The 18,087-nt window shown below is 70.4% G+C and carries 17 protein-coding genes; 5 read left to right on the top strand and 12 right to left on the bottom strand.

Annotated features, from left to right (window positions below):
• Positions 1-141 precede the first annotated feature (141 nt).
• The 3 genes from JIG36_RS00565 to JIG36_RS00555 all read right to left on the bottom strand — a co-directional run bounded on the left by JIG36_RS00565 (position 142) and on the right by JIG36_RS00555 (position 4,163).
• Positions 142-1,761 (bottom strand): FAD-binding dehydrogenase, encoded by a 1,620-nt coding sequence (locus JIG36_RS00565; RefSeq protein WP_203373972.1) that lies wholly within the window; start codon positions 1,759-1,761, stop codon positions 142-144.
• Complete coding sequence (locus tag JIG36_RS00560; RefSeq protein WP_203373971.1) at positions 1,758-2,801, bottom strand: NAD(P)-dependent oxidoreductase; 1,044 nt, start codon at positions 2,799-2,801, stop codon at positions 1,758-1,760. The genes JIG36_RS00565 and JIG36_RS00560 overlap by 4 nt, the downstream gene beginning before the upstream one ends.
• A gap of 90 nt (positions 2,802-2,891) precedes the next feature.
• Positions 2,892-4,163 carry an MFS transporter gene (locus JIG36_RS00555; protein ID WP_203373970.1) on the bottom strand — a complete coding sequence of 424 codons (1,272 nt, stop codon included), beginning with the start codon at positions 4,161-4,163 and terminating at the stop codon, positions 2,892-2,894.
• Positions 4,164-4,258: 95 nt separating this feature from the next.
• On the opposite strand from JIG36_RS00555, the gene JIG36_RS00550 reads away from it, so the two are divergent.
• Positions 4,259-4,948, top strand: coding sequence for a GntR family transcriptional regulator (locus JIG36_RS00550; protein WP_203373969.1), 690 nt, complete (start codon positions 4,259-4,261; stop codon positions 4,946-4,948).
• Positions 4,945-6,027: a tartrate dehydrogenase gene (locus JIG36_RS00545; RefSeq protein ID WP_203373968.1), complete on the top strand. Its 1,083-nt coding sequence runs from the start codon at positions 4,945-4,947 to the stop codon at positions 6,025-6,027. The genes JIG36_RS00550 and JIG36_RS00545 overlap by 4 nt, the downstream gene beginning before the upstream one ends.
• 146 nt (positions 6,028-6,173) lie before the next feature.
• On the opposite strand, the gene JIG36_RS00540 is transcribed toward JIG36_RS00545, so the two are convergent.
• The 4 genes from JIG36_RS00540 to JIG36_RS00525 are packed head-to-tail and all read right to left on the bottom strand — an operon-like array spanning position 6,174 to position 9,152.
• On the bottom strand, positions 6,174-6,770 hold the full coding sequence (locus tag JIG36_RS00540) for a DedA family protein (RefSeq protein ID WP_203373967.1): 597 nt from the start codon (positions 6,768-6,770) through the stop codon (positions 6,174-6,176).
• Positions 6,770-7,414, bottom strand: coding sequence for a DUF998 domain-containing protein (locus JIG36_RS00535; RefSeq protein WP_203373966.1), 645 nt, complete (start codon positions 7,412-7,414; stop codon positions 6,770-6,772). The genes JIG36_RS00540 and JIG36_RS00535 overlap by 1 nt, the downstream gene beginning before the upstream one ends.
• Complete coding sequence (locus tag JIG36_RS00530; RefSeq protein ID WP_203373965.1) at positions 7,411-8,601, bottom strand: glycosyltransferase; 1,191 nt, start codon at positions 8,599-8,601, stop codon at positions 7,411-7,413. The genes JIG36_RS00535 and JIG36_RS00530 overlap by 4 nt, the downstream gene beginning before the upstream one ends.
• The gene (locus JIG36_RS00525) at positions 8,517-9,152 is read right to left on the bottom strand and encodes a DedA family protein (protein WP_203373964.1); all 636 of its coding nucleotides are present in this window, start codon (positions 9,150-9,152) and stop codon (positions 8,517-8,519) included. Before JIG36_RS00525 ends, JIG36_RS00530 begins: the two co-directional genes overlap by 85 nt.
• A gap of 193 nt (positions 9,153-9,345) precedes the next feature.
• Here JIG36_RS00525 and JIG36_RS00520 point away from each other — a divergent pair, with 193 nt between their 5' ends.
• Together JIG36_RS00520 and JIG36_RS00515 are read left to right on the top strand one after the other, a co-directional pair.
• Positions 9,346-10,587, top strand: a complete 1,242-nt coding sequence (locus JIG36_RS00520; protein ID WP_203373963.1) for a sensor histidine kinase — start codon at positions 9,346-9,348, stop codon at positions 10,585-10,587.
• Positions 10,584-11,240: a response regulator gene (locus tag JIG36_RS00515; protein ID WP_203373962.1), complete on the top strand. Its 657-nt coding sequence runs from the start codon at positions 10,584-10,586 to the stop codon at positions 11,238-11,240. The genes JIG36_RS00520 and JIG36_RS00515 overlap by 4 nt, the downstream gene beginning before the upstream one ends.
• On the opposite strand, the gene JIG36_RS00510 is transcribed toward JIG36_RS00515, so the two are convergent.
• Positions 11,221-11,769 carry a hypothetical protein gene (locus JIG36_RS00510; protein ID WP_307872503.1) on the bottom strand — a complete coding sequence of 183 codons (549 nt, stop codon included), beginning with the start codon at positions 11,767-11,769 and terminating at the stop codon, positions 11,221-11,223. The genes JIG36_RS00515 and JIG36_RS00510 overlap by 20 nt on opposite strands.
• Before the next feature lie 40 nt (positions 11,770-11,809).
• Positions 11,810-12,409: a mycothiol-dependent nitroreductase Rv2466c family protein gene (locus JIG36_RS00505; protein WP_307872502.1), complete on the bottom strand. Its 600-nt coding sequence runs from the start codon at positions 12,407-12,409 to the stop codon at positions 11,810-11,812.
• A gap of 180 nt (positions 12,410-12,589) precedes the next feature.
• Here JIG36_RS00505 and JIG36_RS00500 point away from each other — a divergent pair, with 180 nt between their 5' ends.
• Positions 12,590-13,366 carry a CAP domain-containing protein gene (locus JIG36_RS00500; RefSeq protein WP_236045465.1) on the top strand — a complete coding sequence of 259 codons (777 nt, stop codon included), beginning with the start codon at positions 12,590-12,592 and terminating at the stop codon, positions 13,364-13,366.
• A gap of 4 nt (positions 13,367-13,370) precedes the next feature.
• On the opposite strand, the gene JIG36_RS00495 is transcribed toward JIG36_RS00500, so the two are convergent.
• The 3 genes from JIG36_RS00495 to JIG36_RS00485 form a co-directional block, all read right to left on the bottom strand.
• Positions 13,371-15,545, bottom strand: coding sequence for a putative bifunctional diguanylate cyclase/phosphodiesterase (locus tag JIG36_RS00495; RefSeq protein ID WP_307872501.1), 2,175 nt, complete (start codon positions 15,543-15,545; stop codon positions 13,371-13,373).
• A gap of 79 nt (positions 15,546-15,624) precedes the next feature.
• A complete protein-coding gene (locus JIG36_RS00490) occupies positions 15,625-16,449 on the bottom strand; it encodes a pentapeptide repeat-containing protein (RefSeq protein ID WP_203373958.1) in 825 nt (274 codons plus the stop codon).
• Between the two features lie 10 nt (positions 16,450-16,459).
• Positions 16,460-18,019: a polymorphic toxin-type HINT domain-containing protein gene (locus JIG36_RS00485; protein WP_203373957.1), complete on the bottom strand. Its 1,560-nt coding sequence runs from the start codon at positions 18,017-18,019 to the stop codon at positions 16,460-16,462.
• Between the last annotated feature and the right edge of the window lie 68 nt (positions 18,020-18,087).

Raw genomic sequence — 18,087 nt, 5'->3', positions numbered from 1 at the left:
GCGCAGGAAACGCCGAAACGCTCAGAAGCGCGCAGGCAACGCCGAACGCTGAGAAGTGCGCAGGCAACGCCGAACGCTCAGAAGTGCGCAGGCAACGCCCGACGCTCAAGAGCGCGCCGACGCCGATGCGACAACGGAGGCTCACGAGACGGCGGACGCGGCGGCGCGCCCGGCTTGGCGGCCGGAGAACAGGCACCCGCCGAGGAAGGTGCCTTCCAAAGCCCGATAACCGTGCATGCCACCGCCACCGAACCCGGCGGCCTCGCCCGCGGCGTACAGCCCGGGGACGGGATCACCGGAAGCGTTCAGTACGCGAGCGTCCAGATCGGTGTGCAGACCACCGAGCGATTTGCGCGTCAGAACGTGCAAACGAACAGCGATGAGCGGTCCGGCTGAGCGATCGAGCAGCCGGTGTGGGGGAGCGGTACGCATCAGGCGGTCACCCCGGTAGTTGCGGAACCCTCGGATGGCGGCGATCTGCATGTCCTTGCCGAAGTTGTTCATCAGCTCCCGGTCGCGCGATTCGACCGTGCGCCGCACGCCGGCCGCGTCCAGCAACGGCGTGTCGGTGAGCGCGTTCATGCCTTTGACGAGTTCCTCCAGACCGTCCGCGACCACGAAGTCGACGCCCTTGTTCTTGAACGCCTCGACCGGCGCCGGCGCGCCCCCGCGGACACGTCCGAGCACCTTGCGCACGTCACGGCCGGTCAGGTCGGGGTTCTGCTCGGATCCCGAGAGCGCGAACTCCTTCTCGATGATCTTCTGGGTGAGGATGAACCAGCTGTGGTCATGTCCGGTCGTGCGCAGATGAGCGAGCGTGCCCAGGGTGTCGAAACCGGGATAGAGCGGTACCGGCAACCGGCGTCCGCGCGCGTCGAGCCACAGCGACGACGGGCCGGGCAGGATCCGGATGCCGTGCCGTTCCCAGATCGGGTCCCAGTTCTGGATGCCCTCGACGTAGTGCCACATCCGGTCCGGGTTGATGATCGCCGCGCCCGCATCCGACGCGATGCCGAGCATCCGGCCGTCCACGTGCGCGGGCACGCCGCTGATCATGTGCGCCGGAGGTTCGCCGAGGCGGGACGGCCAATTTTTCCGTACGAGGGAATGGTTGCCCCCGATGCCGCCCGACGTGACCACCACCGCCTGGGCCGTGAACTCGAACTCCCCGACCTCCTCGCGGGAGCTGGCCTGACCGCGCGCGACATCGCTCGGTGCCAGCACCCGCCCGGACACGCCAGTGACCACGCCGCCGGTCGTGATGAGCGAATCGACACGATGGCGGTGAGCGATCGTCACCCGGCTGGACGAGACCGCCGCCGCGATGAACGGTTCGAGCACCCCCGGCCCGGTGCCCCAGGTGATGTGGAAGCGCGGAACCGAATTGTTCGCGCGCTCGGCCCAGCCCACGATCGGGAACAACTTGATGCCCCGGTCGCGCAACCATGCGCGTTTTTCGCCGGCCGCCCAGCCCACATACGCCTCGGCCCACCGGCGCGGCCACTCGTCCTCGGCCCGGTCGAACCCGGCGTTGGTCAGCCAGTCCTGCCAGGCCAGGTCGCACGAGTCGCGGATGCCCATGCGGCGCTGCTCGGGCGAGCCGACCAGGAACAGCCCGCCGAACGACCAGTGCGCCTGACCGCCCAGGCTCTGCTCGGGCTCCTGGTCGACCAGGATGACCGACTTGCCGGCGGCGGCCAGTTCGGCGGTGGCGACGAGCCCGGACAGCCCGGCCCCGACCACAATGACGTCGGCGTTCATGCGCCCTCCACTCGATCGGCGACGGCGTGCTGCGGGTTTACGGCGAGGGCGGCGGCCTGCTGCGGCTTTCCGGCCAGGTCGGCTACGGCGTGCTGCGGCTTTCCGGCCAGGTCGGCTACGGCATGCTGCGGGTTTCCGGCCGGGGCAGCGACGGCGTGCTGCGGGTTTCCGGCCAGGGCGGCGACCAGCTCGCGGGCGCCGAGCAGACCGGCGTCGCGGCGGGCCTCGGCCGTCTGCCCGGCCATGTGCGAATAGACCGTGATGCCGGCGACACCGCGCAGGATGCTGTCGGCGGGCAACGGTTCGACGTCGACCACGTCCAGGGCGGCGCCGGCGATCCGGCCGGAACGAACAGCCTCGACCAGCGCCACCTCGTCCACGATCGGACCGCGCGCGGTGTTGATGAGATGCGCGGTCGGTTTCATCTTGGCCAGAGCGTCCGCATCGATCAGGTGTCGTGTGCGTTCGCTCAATGCCGTGTGAACGGACACGAAGTCGGATTCGCGCAACACCTTGTCCAGGTCGCCGTCCAGAACGGTCATCCCGAACGCCGACGCCAGCGGACGCACCTGCTGCGCGACCGCACCGCGCCCGATGATGCCCAATGTCCGTCCGCGCAGTTCGAAACCGTCACGGCGCGGCCACCCACCGGCGGCGACACCCGTGGCCATGCCGACCAGATTGCGCGCTTGAGCGAGCATGAGCGCGATCGTGTACTCGGCGACCGCGTTGGCGTTGATGCCGGGCAGGTTGCTCACGCTGATGTTCATTCGTGCAGCCGCGGCCACGTCGACCGAGTCATATCCGACGCCCGTACGGACGATCGCGCGCAACGACGGCGCCTGCGTGAGCACTTCGGCCGTCATCGGCTCGTTCGCGATCAACGCGCCCTCGACCCCGTCCAGCGCGGCGATCAGATCGTCGGCCGAGCGCTTCCCGCGCAACGGCGAATGTCGTGTCGTGAAGCCGAGCCCGGTCAGGTAGGTGTCCACTTCGTCGCCCGGAACCAGGTAGTCCGTGGTGATCAGAATGGTCGACATCGCTTCCTTCACTTGAGAAATCACTGGAGGCACTTGAGAAATCACTGGAGGCAACTGAGAAATCAGAGGCACTGAGAAATCACTGGAGGGTCACTTGAGGATCGGGGAGTTCGCGCGGCGCTGCAGCCGGCCCAGACGGGCGACGACGAGGATGGCGAGCACGGCCAGGACAGCGATGTCCAGCAGCATCCCGTCCCACCCGGTCAGGTCGACGACCCCGCCGATCAGGGCCGGGCCGCCGAAGCCGCCCAGGTACCACGTGACCGCGTACAGGCCGGTGTAGGTCCCGAGGACCCGGCTCGAGGGCGCCAGATTCCACAGCGCGACCGCCGCGTTGATCAGGAACCCGGCCGCGCCCACCGCCGCCACGCAGAAGACGATCACGGTCGCCGTCGGGGTTCGCACCACGGCACCGGCGGCCATCGCGGCCGCGAACAACGCCATGCCCACGCCCATGGTCTTGAGCCGCCCGAACCGTTCGGCCAGCAGCGCCGCCGGATAGGCCGCGACGACATAGGCGATCCCGCTCGGCAGCGTCAGGCCACCGGCCTCACCCCGCGTGAGATCAAGAGCTTCCATCCCGTACGGGGTGATGAGTGACCGGGAGGCGAACCACGCCCCGCCGAACAGCATGACCGTGAGCAACAGCAGAACCCGTCGGCGGTCGCGGTCGGTGACCAGGTCGGTCACCACCTCGCGGAACGGGACCCGCGCCGTCTCCGACTCGGCGTCCGACGCCAGCGCCTGCTGGTAGCCGGTCGAACGGCTGTCGCGCACCTTTACCACGACGACGGCCGTGACGGCCAACAGGATCGCAGCCGGGATGGCGAACGAGGCCTTCGGATGGTCGTCGACCACGAGCAGGCTGATCAGCGACGCCACGATGATGGTCAGCGCGGCCGCGATCTTCACGATGGCGTTGGCCCGGCTGCGCCGCTCGGGCGGGATGAAGTCGGGCACCAGCGACTCGGCCAGGGGCCGCATGGTGTTGGCGACCAGCGCGTAGCCGACCATGACCGCGATCAGCATGGCGGCCGAGGTGGTCCAGGGCAGGAACACGAAGAGGACGGCGGCCAGCGGCATGCCGACCGCGAGGTAGGGGACGCGCCGGCCCCACCGCGTACGGGTGTTGTCCGAGCGGTTGCCGATCCACGGCTGGATGAAGATCCCCAGCAGGTTGTCCATGCCCATCAGCGCGCCGACCAGGGCCGCGCTGGCCACGTGTTCGCGCAGCAGGACCGGCACCTGGTTGTCGTAGAAGTTCCAGGTCGACTCCTGCGCGAACAGCGTCAGGGCGATGAAGAACGTGATTGTGCGGTGGGAGGGGGATGCCGCGACGTCGCGGGTTTTCATTTCGGCCATGTCGCCTCCATGTGTCCGCGGTCACGTTAATTTGCTGTAGCAAAAGCGTCAACAGTTGCATCGTCTTTAAAAACATCATGAGCTAGAGTGCCGTCATGACAGCCACCGAGACGCTCGCCGACCAGGCGTATCGTCATGTCCGCACCGCGATCGCCACCGGCGAACTGGCGCCGGGAGAGAAGGTGACCGAGCGCGGCATGGCCGAGCGGCTCGCGATCAGTCCCACCCCCGTGCGGGAAGCTCTGCGGCGCCTCGAACTCGACGGGCTCATCGAACGGATCGGCCCGCGTACGGTCCTGGTCGCCGCCATCCGCGACGCCGCCATCGATGACCTGGCCGAGGTGGAGGTCGGCCTGCGCGGCCTGGTCGCCCGGTTCGCCGCCCGGCACGCCGCCCCCGACCAGCTCGACGCCCTCGACGCTATCCTCGACCGGGCCGACGACCTGCTGATTCTGCTCAAGGAGCGGCGCCGCCAGGAGCAGCCGACCGGCCGTCACCTGAACGACCTGTTCGACACGATGCAGGAGTTCAACGACACCGTCAGCGCCTGCGCGCACAACCCGGTGCTCGTCCGCATGCTCGAACAGAGCCGTGTGTTCAGCCGCCCCCGCCGCCGCGAGCTCCTGCTGCGCAAGGTGGCCGAGGACGATACGTTCGGCCTGGAGAGGTACACCAGCCACCGCGCCCTGGTCCGTGCCCTGCGCGCCGGCGACTCGGCCGCCGCCGAGCGTCTGGCCCTCGAGGACGCGCAGGGCGGGCTCGCCGCGTTGAGGGAGGCGCCGTGACCACCCACCGCATCGCCGTGATTCCGGGCGACGGCATCGGCCGTGAGGTCGTGCCGGCCGGGCTCGAGGCGCTCCGAGCGACCGCCGGCCGGTTCGGCATCACGCTCGCGTTCGACCACTTCGACTTCGCCAGCGCCGAATACTGGCAGAAACACGGCACGATGCTCCCGCCCGATTGGGAGCCGACCCTGCGGCAGTACGACGCCATCTTCTTCGGCGCGGTCGGCTGGCCCGAGGTCGTGCCCGACCACATCTCGCTGTGGGGGAGCCTGCTGCAGTTCCGGCGCACCTTCGACCAGTACGTGAACCTGCGCCCGTGCCGCCTGATGCCCGGTGTCCGCAGCCCCCTCGCGGGCCGTGAACCCGGCGACATCGACTTCGTCGTCGTGCGCGAGAACACCGAGGGGGAGTACTCGAGCATCGGCGGCCGCATCTTCGAGGGCACCGAGCGCGAGACCGTGATGCAGGAGACGGTCATGACGCGTGTCGGCGTCGACCGGGTGCTGCGGTTCGCGTTCGAGCAGGCCGCCCGCCGCCCGGAACAGCACCTGACCTCGGCCACGAAGAGCAACGGCATCTCCATCTCGATGCCCTACTGGGACGAGCGTGTGGCCGCGATGGCGTCGGAGTTCGCGGCCGTACGGGTCGACAAGTTCCACATCGACGCCCTGGCGGCCCAATTCGTGCTGCACCCCGAGTGGTTCGACGTCGTGGTGGCGAGCAACCTGTTCGGCGACATCCTGTCCGACCTCGGGCCGGCCTGCACCGGCACGCTCGGGATCGCCCCCAGCGCGAACATCAACCCCGACCGCGCCCACCCGAGCCTGTTCGAGCCGGTGCACGGTTCCGCCCCCGACATCGCCGGGCGCGGCATCGCCAACCCGGTGGGCCAGATCTGGTGCGGTTCGATGATGCTCGACCACCTGGGCCACCCCGAGGCGGCGGCCCACCTGCTCGGCGCGATCGAGGACGTACTGGCGCTGGGCCCGTCCGAGGCGCCGCTGACCCCCGACCTGCACGGCAAAGGCACGACGGTGGAGTTGGGCGAGGCCATCGCGACCCGAGTCCGCGAACGCTAGCTCTGGCGGCCGGCCACCGTCCGCCGGCGGTTGCGCGTTGCGCGTTCGCTCAGTGTTGTCCGGGTTGGTGCGCGTCACTGTTCGGATTGCGCGGGTTGGTTGTGGCGCGTTGTGCGTTCGCTCATTGTCGCCCGGGTTGGTGTGCGTCAGCATTCGGCCACCGCCGGGCGGCGGCGAGCGCGCACGTAACGGAACAACTCGCCCAAGACCGTGATCGCCAGGGCCAGGCCGAGGCCGACGGCGAGGCCCAGGGCCGGGTTGGACTCGAACGCGGCGCCACCGACAAAGCCGATCAGGCCCGAGTACGCGGCCCACAGCACCGCGGCCAGGGCGGCGAACAACGAGAAGCGGGCCAGGGGATAGCCGGTCGCGCCGCTGGTGGTGACGATCGCGGTGCGGCCGCCGGGAATGAAGCGGCCGGCCAGGATCAGGGCCCCGCCGCGGCGATGCAGGTGCGGCGCGATGCGGTCGACGGCCTGGGCCAGGCGGCGCGGGCGGCCGTGCCGTCGCAGAAGCCGGCCCAGGCCGTAGCCGATGTGGTCGCCCACGAACGCGCCCACCGCGGCCATCACGATGATGAGCGGTAGCGACGGCACGCCCGACACCGCGAACACGGCGGCTGCGATGACCACCGTTTCCGACGGCACGATCGGCAGGAACGCGTCGAGCAGGGCCAGCACGAGAATCACGGGATAGATCAGGGGCGACGCCATCGCGCCCTCGATGAGGTGCATCAAGTCCATCAGGTGCGCTCCTGATCGGCGATGACCCAAGCGCACAGCCCGGCGACCACGATCACGAGCGCCATCAGGATGCGTTCGAACAGGCCCGCATATGGGAGGACGCCCGTCCCCGCCAGCACGGCCGGCCCGTGCAGCGCCCCGAACGCGACGCAAACAGCCAAGCTGGTCAGCCCCGCAGCTCGCAGCAGCCGCACACGACCCGGCTCGCCAGGGGTGCGGCGGCCGGCGAGGTCGGCCACCAGCAGCGCGATCAACGGTGGCAGGGCCGCCATCAGGCCCGCGCCGACCCGGTGCACCACAGCGGCCACGCCCGGTTCGGCGCCGGGCAGGTTGGTGGGGAAGAAAGCGACCGCCACCAGAGAGGCGCACCACACCGCCAGCATCGTGGTCAGCAGCGGCGAGCGGGGGAGCGTGCGGCGGGCCCCGGCCAGGAGCCAGAGCCCGGCCGACGCCAGGCCGCACGCCGCCACCATCAGCAGCAACGCGCCGGGCACGGTTTGGACCGCGTCGCTGATCATCTCGTTGACCGGGTCGACGTCGCCGACCAGGAGCAGGCCCGTGCCGGCGACGGTGGCCGTTCCGAGGCTCAGCTGGGCGTTGCGGAACCAGCGGGACGTGCCCGTCGTCGCGGCGGTCGCCGTCACGCGGCGACCTCGGTGGTCTCGCGGGCGGGACGGATCGCGTACAGCTGCTCGAACGCCGCCACCGTACGGACCTCGTCGTGCTGTTCGGCGACGAGCCGGGCCCGGTGACCCATCTCGGCCACCAGCTTCGGGTCGCACAGCAGCTTCACCAAGCGGTCGGCCAGGATCTCGCTGTCGCCGGGCGGGAACAGGTAGCCGGTCTCGTCGTCCAGCACCAGGTGGGGCAGGGCCGCGGCGTCGGCGCCGACCACCGGGCGCCCGCTGGCCATCGCCTCCAGCGTGACCAGGCTCTGCAGCTCGGCGGTGCCCGCGTTGACGAAGACGGTCGTGGCCGCGTACGCGGAAGGAAGGTCGGAATCGGCCACGAAACCGGTGAACGTCACATGCTCGGAGAGGCCCAGCTCGGCGGCGAGCGCGGTCAGGATGTGCCGCTCGGCGCCGGCCCCGACGATCAGCAGCTGGGCGTCGAGGCTGCGGCGCACCGCGGCGAACGCGCGGACCACGACGTCGAGGTTCTTCTCGGCGTCGAGCCGTCCCACGTATGTGATGGTGGGCTTGTCCGGAACCCCGTAGCGCAGCCGGAACTCGGCCGCCGTGCCCTGCTGCTCGCGGAACCGGGTCAGGTCGATGCCGTTGGACAGCGGAAGCACCGGACCGGGCACGCCGGCCACGGTCGCCAGCGCGGCCGCGTACGGGGTCGGGGCCGTCACGACGTCGGCCCTGGCATAGACCCGGGCCGCGTCGCGCCACGCCCACTCGTGCACCGTCGCCCGGCCGGACGAGCCGATCGGCAGGTAGTGCACCAGGTTCTCGGGCATGAAGTGGTTGGTCGCCACAACCAGGATGCCGCGCTCGTTGGCGGCGTCGATCAGCGCCCGGCACAGCGGGAAGTGGCTCTGCACGTGCACGACGTCCGGACGAACCTCGTCGAGGATCCGGCGGGCCTCCGACCGCAGCCCGAACGGCGGGCAGAACCGGAAACCGGGGTGGCCGGGGACCGGCAGCGACCGGACCCGGTGCTCGACGATGCCCTCGCGGGTCATGCCGGTGAAGCTGCGCGACCGCGTCGACGGCGCGGCGACGTGCACCTCGTGCCGCGCGCTCAGCGCCACGGCCAGGCGCTGGGCAAAGTAGGAGGCGCCGTTGACGTGGGGGGCGTAGGTGTCGGCTCCGATGAGGATGCGCATTCCGCAGTGGCCTTTCTCTGGTGGTATCGCTTCATGGCGAGATGGAAGAGCGCGACCGGCACGGCGACGGCCGCGGTGAGCAGGAAGATGCCGCCGGGCCGTTCGAGCAGCCCGGTGAGGCGGCTGCCGAGCAGCGCGCCGAGACCGATCAGGACCAGACCGCGTACGGCGGCCGTGGCCCCGACCCAGGCGGCGAACCGGCGGTACGGGATCCGGGACAGCCCGGCCCAGACGAAGGCGGGCAGCGCCACGACGTCAACGATCTTCGCGGTGATGACCAGCCGGGGCAGCGGGACCGCGGCCAGCCGGTCCACCTTGAGTTTTCGCAGCCACCGGGCCACCCAGGGCCGTCGCGCCGACCGGCCGGCCAGGTAGAGCAGGCTGTCGCCCACCACCTCGGCCACCACGACGATCAGCCAGATCGGCCAGAACACGGCCAGCCCGGCGCCGACGAGCGTGCCCGCGGTGATGGTGGCGGCCGGTCCCTCCAGGAGCACGAGGGGTCCGAGCAACGTGTAAGGGTGCTCGAGCACGGCCTGTGTCGGATCCATGCCGAGAAGATTCGGGCCACGGTTGTGCCCCCGGCGTCCGTCCGCGGAGCCGTTCGATGTAGCTCCGTGGTAGGGGGTCGGATGGCTCCCGGGCGGGACGCGCCCGCCTGATCAGGCCGGTAACGTCGCTCGCGTGGGTGGGGAGAACGTGACCGTAGGCAGCGCGAGCGCGGGCGGCATGAGCGTGGGCGGCATGAGCGCACGCGGTGCGAACAGCGAACCGGTGCGCCGCGTATGGGTGCTGGTGGTCGGAGCCGTGTCCGGTTTCCTGCTGGTCGTCACGTCGCTGCTGATGACGTCGACGTACGAGGTTCCGCTGCTGGTGTCGTACGCCGCCGCCACCGCCCAGTGCGCGGCCCTGCCCCTGGCGTTACGGCGGCCGTGGGCGGCCCTGGCGCTGCAACTGGCCGGAGTCGGCACGTTCGCGTGGATGCAGCCGACCGGCGAGGGCATGTGGCCGCTGCCGATCCCGGTGCTGATCCTGCTCGTCGCGCACATCGGCCTGATCGGGGCGACCCGGCCGTGGCGCGACGCCGTCATCGCCTGGTGGGCCAGCGCCCTGGTCTGCATCGTGCTGGTGCTGGCCGACCCGCGCGGCCGCCCGCTCGACGACGGCGACTTCTCGCTGGTCCTGTACGCCACGGTGTCGGTGCTGGTGCTGTTCGGCATGATCGCGTGGAACCAGCGCGAGACCGCCCGCCGGCAGCTGGCCGAGGTGCGCCGCGACGTCGAGCTGGAACAGGCGCAGCGGGCCCTGGTCGAGGAGCGCAACCGCATCGCCCGGGAGCTGCACGACGTCGTGGCCCACAGCATGTCGGTCATCCACATGCAGGCCACCTCGGCCGCGTACCGGATCAAGGATCTCGACCCGGAGGCGCGCGCCGAGTTCGGCCGGATCGCCGCCGGCACCCGCGGGGCCCTGCGCGAGATGCGGCAGCTGCTGGCGCTGCTGCGCGACGAGGACGCCGAGAGCGAGCTGCGCCCGATGCCCGACCTGGAACACCTCGAGGAGCTGGCCGGTTCGGCCCGCCGCGGCGGCATCCCGGTCGAGCTGGAGGTCGGCGGCGAGCTGCGCGGCGTCGAGCTGCCCGACACGGTGGGCCTGGCCGCCTACCGGATCGTGCAGGAGTCGCTGAGCAACGTGGTGCGGCACGCCCCCGGCGCCCCGACCCGGGTCAGCGTCACCGACGGCGACGGCGACCTGCTCGTCGTGGTCGAGAACGACCTCCCCACCCAGGTGCCGCGCCCGATCGAGGACGGTCACGGGGCGAGCCACGGCCTGGTCGGCATGCGCGAGCGGGCCCGGCTGGCCGGCGGCTCGGTCGAGACCGGCCCCCGCCCCGAGGGCGGCTACCGTGTCACAGCGCGCTTCCCGTTGAGCCAGGATGAGGACGGCCCGTTGAACCAGGGACAGAAAGAGGACGGCCCCGAATGATCCGCGTTCTTGTCGTCGACGATCAGCCGATGATCCGGGCGGGGATCCACGCGATCCTGGACTCGCAGCCCGACCTGACCGTGGTCGGCGAGGCCGAGAACGGACGGGTGGCCGTCGACCGGTCGCGCAGCCTGCGCCCCGACGTCGTACTGATGGACGTCCGCATGCCCGAACTCGACGGGCTGGCCGCGACCCGCGAGATCCTAAGCGCCTCCGGAGCGACGCCGAAGGTGCTGATGCTGACGACCTTCGACATCGACGACTACGTCTACGAGGCGCTGCGAGCCGGCGCCAGCGGTTTCCTGCTCAAGGACAGCGAGCCCGAAGAGCTGATGCGGGCCGTACGGGTCGTGGCCGGCAGCGAGTCCCTGCTGTCCCCGCGGATCACCCGCCGCCTGATCGAGAACTTCGTCGAGACCCAGCCGGCCCGGCCGTCGACGGCGCTGAACGCGCTGACCGACCGCGAACGCGAGGTGCTGCGGCACGTGGCGATGGGGATGTCGAACGCCGAGATCGCCAAGGAGCTGTTCATCGCCGAGCAGACCATCAAGACCCACGTGAGCCGGATCCTGCACAAGCTGAGCCTGCGCGACCGGGTGCACGCGGTGGTCTTCGGCTATGAGAACGGGCTGGTCACCCCGGGCCGCCGCTGACCGGCTCGGCCGTGCAGTGCGCGTCGGCCCGGTCGACCACCATGTCTTCCGGTGACGGGTAGCGCCGGTGCAGGGCGTGCAGGGCGTGCTCGTAGGCGAGCGGGCTGAACGGGGTGTCCCGCATCCGGGTCACCGAGGCCCGGACGGCCGCGGCGAACTCCTCGGGCCAGCGCACCCGGTGCAAGGCCTTGACGATGTTGGTGTCGCGGTCGACCAGCACGATCTGCACCAGCGCGTCGTCGTCGATGCTGGGCAGGCCCTCGTCCGGCTCGAACAGGTGCGGTGTGTAGGTCGCCTCCGACCACGACAGCACCGGTCCGAGCCGGTAGAGCAGGACGCCCGCGTGCTCGCTGTCGACCCACGCGAACTGGGTGGGGGCCGCCGCGACCGCCCGCACCTCGAGCTCGTGCGGATGGCTCAGGAAGAGCATCAGCTGCACCGGCTCACCGGCGAACATGGTCAGCGCCGCGCCCTCCGGCCAGCTCACGGAGGGATCGAGTTGGCTGCCCACCTCGACGATCAAGTGCACGAGGTCAGACTATCCACGAACCGGCCCCCGGCGACGCGCTTCAGTCGAACCTGAGTTCCCCCGTACGGGTTCTCTTCAGCTCGAAGAAGTCCGGGTAACCGGCCAGCGCCACGGCGCCGTCGAAGACCTTCACGGCCTGCTCCCCGCGGGGGATGCTGTTGAGCACCGGCCCGAAGAACGCCACCCCGTCGATGTGAATGGTCGGGGTGCCGACGTCGTCACCGACCGGGTCCATGCCCTCGTGGTGGCTCTTGCGCAGCGCCTCGTCGTAGTCGTCGCTGGTGGCGGCCGAGGCCAGGTCGGCCGGCAGCCCCACCTCGGCCAGGGCCTCGCGGATGACGATCTCGAAGTCCTTGTTGCCCTGGTTGTGGATGCGGGTGCCGAGCGCGGTGTAGAGGTCGCGCAGAACCTCCTCGCCGTGCTGCTGGGCGGCGGCGGTGACCACCCGGACCGTGCCGAGCGAGCGGTTGATCAGGTCGCGGTACCAGTCGTCGAGGTCGCGGTTCTCGTTCAGCACGTACAGGCTCATGACCCGGAAGCGCAGGTCGAGCTCGCGGTGCTTCTCGACCTCGAGAATCCAGCGGGAGCTGATCCAGGCGAACGGGCAGGCCGGATCGAAGTAGAAGTCAACTTTTGTCACCACTCCACGGTACGGATCATGCGGCCCGGTCAGAAAGCCAATCCGGGGTGAATCACCAGGACCAATGACCATCGATCTTTAAGTTTTCCTCAGAAAGAGTGCGTTACGCACCGTTGCGGCGGAGAGTACCTGCGGCGCTCCCACCGGCGCGCTGTTCGCCGATCGATGAGGTTTGTCCCCTTGCGTACGCGTCACCGCAGGCCCACCCGCACCCGCACGCTCGTCCTGGCCACCGTTGTCGTCGGTGTGCTGGGCGCGGGCGGCGCCGGGGTCGCCTTCGCCCAGACCGGCGGGTTCCACCGCCAGGCGGCCCCCACCCGCCCGGCGGCTTCCTCCCCGGCCCCGGCTGTTGCGAAGGCGACCCGGCTGGCCGACACCTATGAGGCCCAGCGGCGGAAGAAGCCGCGCCCGACAACCACCCCCACATCAGCCCCCACGACTGCGCCCACAACGGCGCCGACGACGACGGCCCCCACAACCACGCCGCCGACGACGGTTCCGCCGACCACCGCTCCGACGACGACCCCACCGTCGACCGGCAGCGTGATCGAGCAGGCCCTGGCGCACATCAACGCCGCCCGTACGGCCGGGAACCTGGCCCCTCTCACGCTGGACGCCAACCTGACCAAGGCGGCCGAGGCCCACACGGCGCTGATGGTGGGCGGTTGCGGCCTGTCCCACCAGTGCCCCGGCGAGCTGGGCCTGGGCGAGCGCTTCACCGCGGCCGGCGTGAAGTGGAACTCGGCCGGCGAGAACATCGGGCAGGGCAACGCCCAGAACAACGACGCGTCGATCCTGGCCGCCGCCAACGGCCTGACCGACCTGATGCTGGCCGAGACGCCGCCGAACGACGGCCACCGGAAGAACCTGCTCAACACCGGCTTCAAGCGGATCGGCCTGGCCGTCAGCCGCGGCACCGACGGCCGGGTCTGGCTGACGCAGGACTTCGCCAACTGAGCGCTCAGCGAGCCGGCTGAGACAAGGAGGCGGCCGAGGTGGCGGGCGCGGGGCGGCCGATGTGGTAGCCCTGCGCCTGGTCACAGCCCCACTCGCGCAGCGCGTCCAGGGTCGCGGCGTCCTCCACCCCCTCGGCCACGACCGTGATGCCCAGGTCGTGGGCCAGGTCGATGGTCGATCGCACGATCGCGGCCGACCGGGGCGCGGTCAGCATGTCCGCGATGAACGAGCGGTCCAGCTTGAGCTCGCGGGCGGTGTGCAGCCGGCGCAGATACGACAGCGTCGAGTGGTGGGTGCCGTAGTCGTCGATCGACACCGCCACGCCCATCGAGGTGAGCCGGTCGAGCACCCGGTCGGTGGTGGCCCAGTCGCTGAGCATCATCGTCTCGGTGATCTCGACGGTGAGCGCCCCGGCGGGCAGGCTGTGCCGGTCGAGCAGTTCCGAGATGTGCTGCGGGAAGTTCTCGTGGCGCAGGTCGGTGGCCGAGGCGTTGACGGCGACCGACACCGGGCTGCCCTCGGCGTGCCAGCGGGCGCACTGGCGCACCGCCTTGGTCATCACGTTGCAGGTGAGGGCCGACATCAGCCCGGTCTGCTCGGCGATCGGCAGGAACTGGTCGGGGCTCAGCAGCCCCAGCTCGGGATGCTGCCAGCGGACCAGGGCCTCGAAACCCCGGATGCTTCCCGTACGAAGGTCGAGCTTCGGCTGGTAGTGCAGGACCATCGCCTCGGTGCTGACGTCGCGGCGCAACGCGGTGGTCAGTTCGAGGCGCCGGCGTGACTCCTGGTCGTCGTCGCGCTGATAGACGACGTGCCCGCCGCCGGCCCGTTTGGCGTTGTACATGGCGATGTCGGCGTGCTGGAACAGCGAGTCGGCGTCCTGGCCGCCGTCGTGGGCGATGCCGATGCTGACGTCGATGGTGATCTGCACGCCGTCGATCGGGAACGGCTTGGTCAGCTCGGCCCGGATGCGGCCGGCCAGCCGGTTGGCCTCGCTCACGGTCAGGTTCTCACCGGCCATGACCAGCACGAACTCGTCGCCGCCGAGCCGGCCGAGCAGGTCGGACTGCCGGGTGACCTGCTGCAGCCGCCGGGTGACGAGCTGGAGCAGGAGGTCGCCCGCCGGGTGCCCGTACGAGTCGTTGACCTCCTTGAAGCGGTCGAGGTCGAGCAGCAGCATCGCGATCGGCGGCCGCCGGACGCGGTCGAGCAGCGCGTCGATGTGCTCGTGGACGGCCCGGCGGTTGGCCAGCCCGGTCAGCGGATCGCGGCGGGCCTCGCTGTGACGTTCCTGCCCGATCGACTCGAGCTCGCGCAGCGCGACCACCACGCGGGCCACGACCAGCACGAGGGTGGCGCCGGCCAGGGCCACCGTGACGCTCGACAGGTGCACACGGGTCGCCACCGTCAGCAGCACGAGCGCGCCGATCGCGAGCGAGATCGGCACCCCCATCCGGGCCGGTCTCGCCCGTACGGTGGCCGTTTTGTCCCGGTGGTACCAGGCGGCCAGGCCGATGAGGGTGAGCCCGGCCAGATAGAGCACGTTGACGCCGTCGCCGGAGTGGTAGAGGCCCTTGGCCGACAGCACCACGTAGGCGGTGTCGGCGACCACGAAGGTGCCGAGCCCGGCCATCAGCATCGGATTGCGGCGGGCCGCCGCTTCACCCGCGGTCACCTGACCCACCAGCGTGCCCAGCAGCAGCGAATCGCCCAGCGGGTAGCAGAGGGTCACCAGCCGGGTGAAACCCTCGCCGGCGTCGTTGCCGAGCAGGACGTCGACCACCAGGACCGAGAACAGGGCGGCCCCGCCCAGCCCGGCGATCGCACCGTCGAGCACCAGCCGGCGTGACGGTCGCCGCCGGCCGAAGAAGCCGAGGATCCCGCAGTAGGCGAGCGGATAGAAGCTGAGCCAGGCGGAGTCGGCCAGCGACGGATACGGCAGGACTTCACCGCGCCACTGCACGGTCCACGTGTAGGCGGTGCCGGCCGTGTAGCAGCAGAGCCCGGCCCCGATCAGGGCCCAGACGACGCGATAGGCGCGCACCCGCGCCGCCCGCAGCAGAACCAGGGCGGTGGCGCACAGGTAGACACTGTTCAGCGTCACCGCGGAAACCCAGAACGGCGCCGACCCGATCAGCTGGGTCAGGGCGAACAGCACCGTGAGCGCTGTCGCGCCCACGCGGAGGGCCGACACCACCCGAGATGCAGCACCCGTCCACATACTCGCCCAGTCGGCGGGTGCGGCCGGATTCTGAGCGCTACGAAACCACGCCCTCGGCGCGCAACTGGGCCTGGGCCTCGCGCAGCACCTCGGCCGTGGCCCCGGGAAGGTCGGCCGTGCCCGCGGCCCACCCGGCCGACTCGCTCAGCCCGGGACGCAGCGACTCGTGGGACAGGAAGCGGCGTACGGCCGGATCGTCCGACAGCTCCCCGGCGCGCTGGGCCACGGCCCGGAACCGGCCGGGCACGACGACGACCGCGTCACCCGCGGGGAAGGTGACCTGGTCGAACTCCATGCCGTCGAACTCGGCGTAGCGGAAGGCGCCGGACTTGAACGTCACCCGGCGCAGCGCCGCCGCCGGGTCGGCGCCGCGGCCCAGGAACCGCACCTCGTCGAGGCCACCGGTGAACCGGCACTCCTCGAACACGCAGGCGGTGAAGTCGACCTTGCGCAGGGCCGGGAACGTGCACTGCCGGAACGTGGTGCGCTCGGCCTTGAAGTGGTTCATCTTGGCGCCGGTCAGGTCGACCGACTCCCACACGGTGCCGGCGATCAGCGTGTCGCGCAGGATCGTGCGGACCATGGTGGAGCCGGTGACCGCGCCGCCGGTGAGGACGGCGTCGGCCAGGTCGGCGCCGTCGAACCGGCACTTTTCCCAGCGGACGCCCTCGATGCGGGCCTCGGCCAGGGTCGCCCATTGCAGGTCGGCCCCGCTGAACTCGGCGTTCTGCGACTCGAGGCCGGCCGCGGGCAGGCCCCGCAGGTCAAGGGTGGGCAGGGAACCGCCTTCCGCGAGCCGGGCGAGAACGGCCGAGCGGGCCTCACCCGTACGCCAGCGGTCGATCAGTTCCCTGCGCGCCACAAGGATTCCCCTATCGGGTCGGGAGATGGATGCCGCGACCGAACGGCTTGGTGTAGTCCTTGCCGTGCTGACCCCAGTCGCCCTCGGTGGTGATGTCCCACCATACGTTCCGGCCCGGTTCGTGGAAGTCCGGGCAGGCCTCGTACCGGCGGCAGATCTTGAGGATCTTGTTGAGCTTCGGATCCTGCTTGACCCGGTTCTTGACCAGCTCGTCGATGACGTCGCCGCGGAACATCTCGTACATCGAAGCCCCGGTCTCCCGGCTCTTCTCCTCGGCCCGCTTCCAGACCGCCGCCTGCTGGGCCCGGCTCAGGCCGATCCTTCCCATCTCGAAGTCCTCCACGACCGCGTTCACGTGGTCCTGGAGGCGTTCCGTGATGGCCTGAGTGGACATGCAGTTGTGCACGAGCGCCTTCGAGGTGCCCGACACCACGTAGTAGGTGTGGGCGCCGTCGACGGTCAGGTTGTAGACCGTGGTGCGGGCATCCCAGGAGCGGGTCGCCGTGACCGTGGTGCCGCGCAGCTGGTCGCCGGCCTTCAGGTCGGCCGCCGACACCCAGCCCTGGCCCGGCCGGTAGAACTTGTGGCCCGCGGTCGCGGTGACACCCTCGCCGTTCTTGAACCCGACCGACACCAGGTTCTTGTCGCCGGTGCCGACGATGGTCGCGGTGACCTGTCGCGGCTCGGTGACCCCGGTTTCCGCGTCGGTGGCCTGGACGGTGTCGCCCGGCTGCACCTTCTCGATGGGCCGGCTGGTGCCGTCGGCCATCAGCACGAGCGTCCCGGCGACGAACGAGTTCGACAGCCGCTTGCTCGCGCCCTTGACGACCTTGCAGCTCTCCTCGGTCGCCGATTTGACCGCGTTGCGGGCCCGGGTCGTCGCCTTCTTCGCGGTCGCTTTCGCTTTGCCGCCGATGTCCTTGGCGGCCTTGACCGTGTTCTCGACCTGTCGGGCCGCGCCCGACTTCACCGCCGTGACCGGTTTGTCGATCACCTTCTTGATGCGCTGCGGGATCGCCGACAGCGCCTTGCGGGCGGTCTTGAGGTTGCTGTACGCGTCGATCAGCCGCCGCCCGACGCCGACGGCCTTGATGGCTACCTTCGCCGCCTTGAACATCTTGCCCCACGGCACCGCCTGCAGCGCCGTCGAGATGCAGGCGACGATGTCGCCCTCGGTGATGCAGGCCTTGGCGTCGTTGAACCCGACCAGGTCGAGGATCAGGTTGACGATCTCGTCGCCGATCTGCTTGACGAAGCCCTCGGCCTCGTCGACCAGCTTCTTGGCGTTGAGGAACTCCGGGTTGTCGACCTCGACCGTGCCGCCGTCGGGCACGTTGGCGTCGGTGGTGGCGGCGGCCGCGTCGGGGTTGTTCATCCGGTACTCGGCCGCGGTGGCGCTGCCGTAGAAGACGCCGCCGTTGTCCGGGTCCTCGCCGGTCGGGTCGGTCAGCACGGTCGGCCGGGCGTTGGTGTAGGAGTAGGTCGACACCGAGGGGTCGGTGTTCGGCTGCGCCTGCGGGTCGGTCGAGTCGAACCGCCCGGTGTCCGGGTCGTAGTTGCGGGCGCCCATCGAGTTACGTCAATCAATGGTGCGAACGGTCGCGGCCCTCCGGCTGAACGATCTATGTAGTAAAGATT

The sequence above is a fragment of the Paractinoplanes ovalisporus genome (assembly GCF_016834655.1).
GTDB classification, from domain to species: domain Bacteria; phylum Actinomycetota; class Actinomycetes; order Mycobacteriales; family Micromonosporaceae; genus Actinoplanes; species Actinoplanes ovalisporus.
The sequence above is the reverse complement of the archived record's forward strand: the minus strand, read 5'-3'. Positions and strand labels throughout refer to the sequence as shown.

Excerpts from the sequence above, each read along its gene's own strand:
- JIG36_RS00565 (WP_203373972.1), bottom strand. The coding sequence starts at position 1,761 with ATGAACGCCGACGTCATTGTGGTCGGGGCCGGGCTGTCCGGGCTCGTC.
- JIG36_RS00560 (WP_203373971.1), bottom strand. The coding sequence starts at position 2,801 with ATGTCGACCATTCTGATCACCACGGACTACCTGGTTCCGGGCGACGAA.
- JIG36_RS00555 (WP_203373970.1), bottom strand. The coding sequence starts at position 4,163 with ATGGCCGAAATGAAAACCCGCGACGTCGCGGCATCCCCCTCCCACCGC.
- JIG36_RS00550 (WP_203373969.1), top strand. The coding sequence starts at position 4,259 with ATGACAGCCACCGAGACGCTCGCCGACCAGGCGTATCGTCATGTCCGC.
- JIG36_RS00540 (WP_203373967.1), bottom strand. The coding sequence starts at position 6,770 with ATGGACTTGATGCACCTCATCGAGGGCGCGATGGCGTCGCCCCTGATC.
- JIG36_RS00530 (WP_203373965.1), bottom strand. The coding sequence starts at position 8,601 with ATGCGCATCCTCATCGGAGCCGACACCTACGCCCCCCACGTCAACGGC.
- JIG36_RS00525 (WP_203373964.1), bottom strand. The coding sequence starts at position 9,152 with ATGGATCCGACACAGGCCGTGCTCGAGCACCCTTACACGTTGCTCGGA.
- JIG36_RS00520 (WP_203373963.1), top strand. The coding sequence starts at position 9,346 with ATGAGCGCACGCGGTGCGAACAGCGAACCGGTGCGCCGCGTATGGGTG.
- JIG36_RS00515 (WP_203373962.1), top strand. The coding sequence starts at position 10,584 with ATGATCCGCGTTCTTGTCGTCGACGATCAGCCGATGATCCGGGCGGGG.
- JIG36_RS00485 (WP_203373957.1), bottom strand. The coding sequence starts at position 18,019 with ATGGGCGCCCGCAACTACGACCCGGACACCGGGCGGTTCGACTCGACC.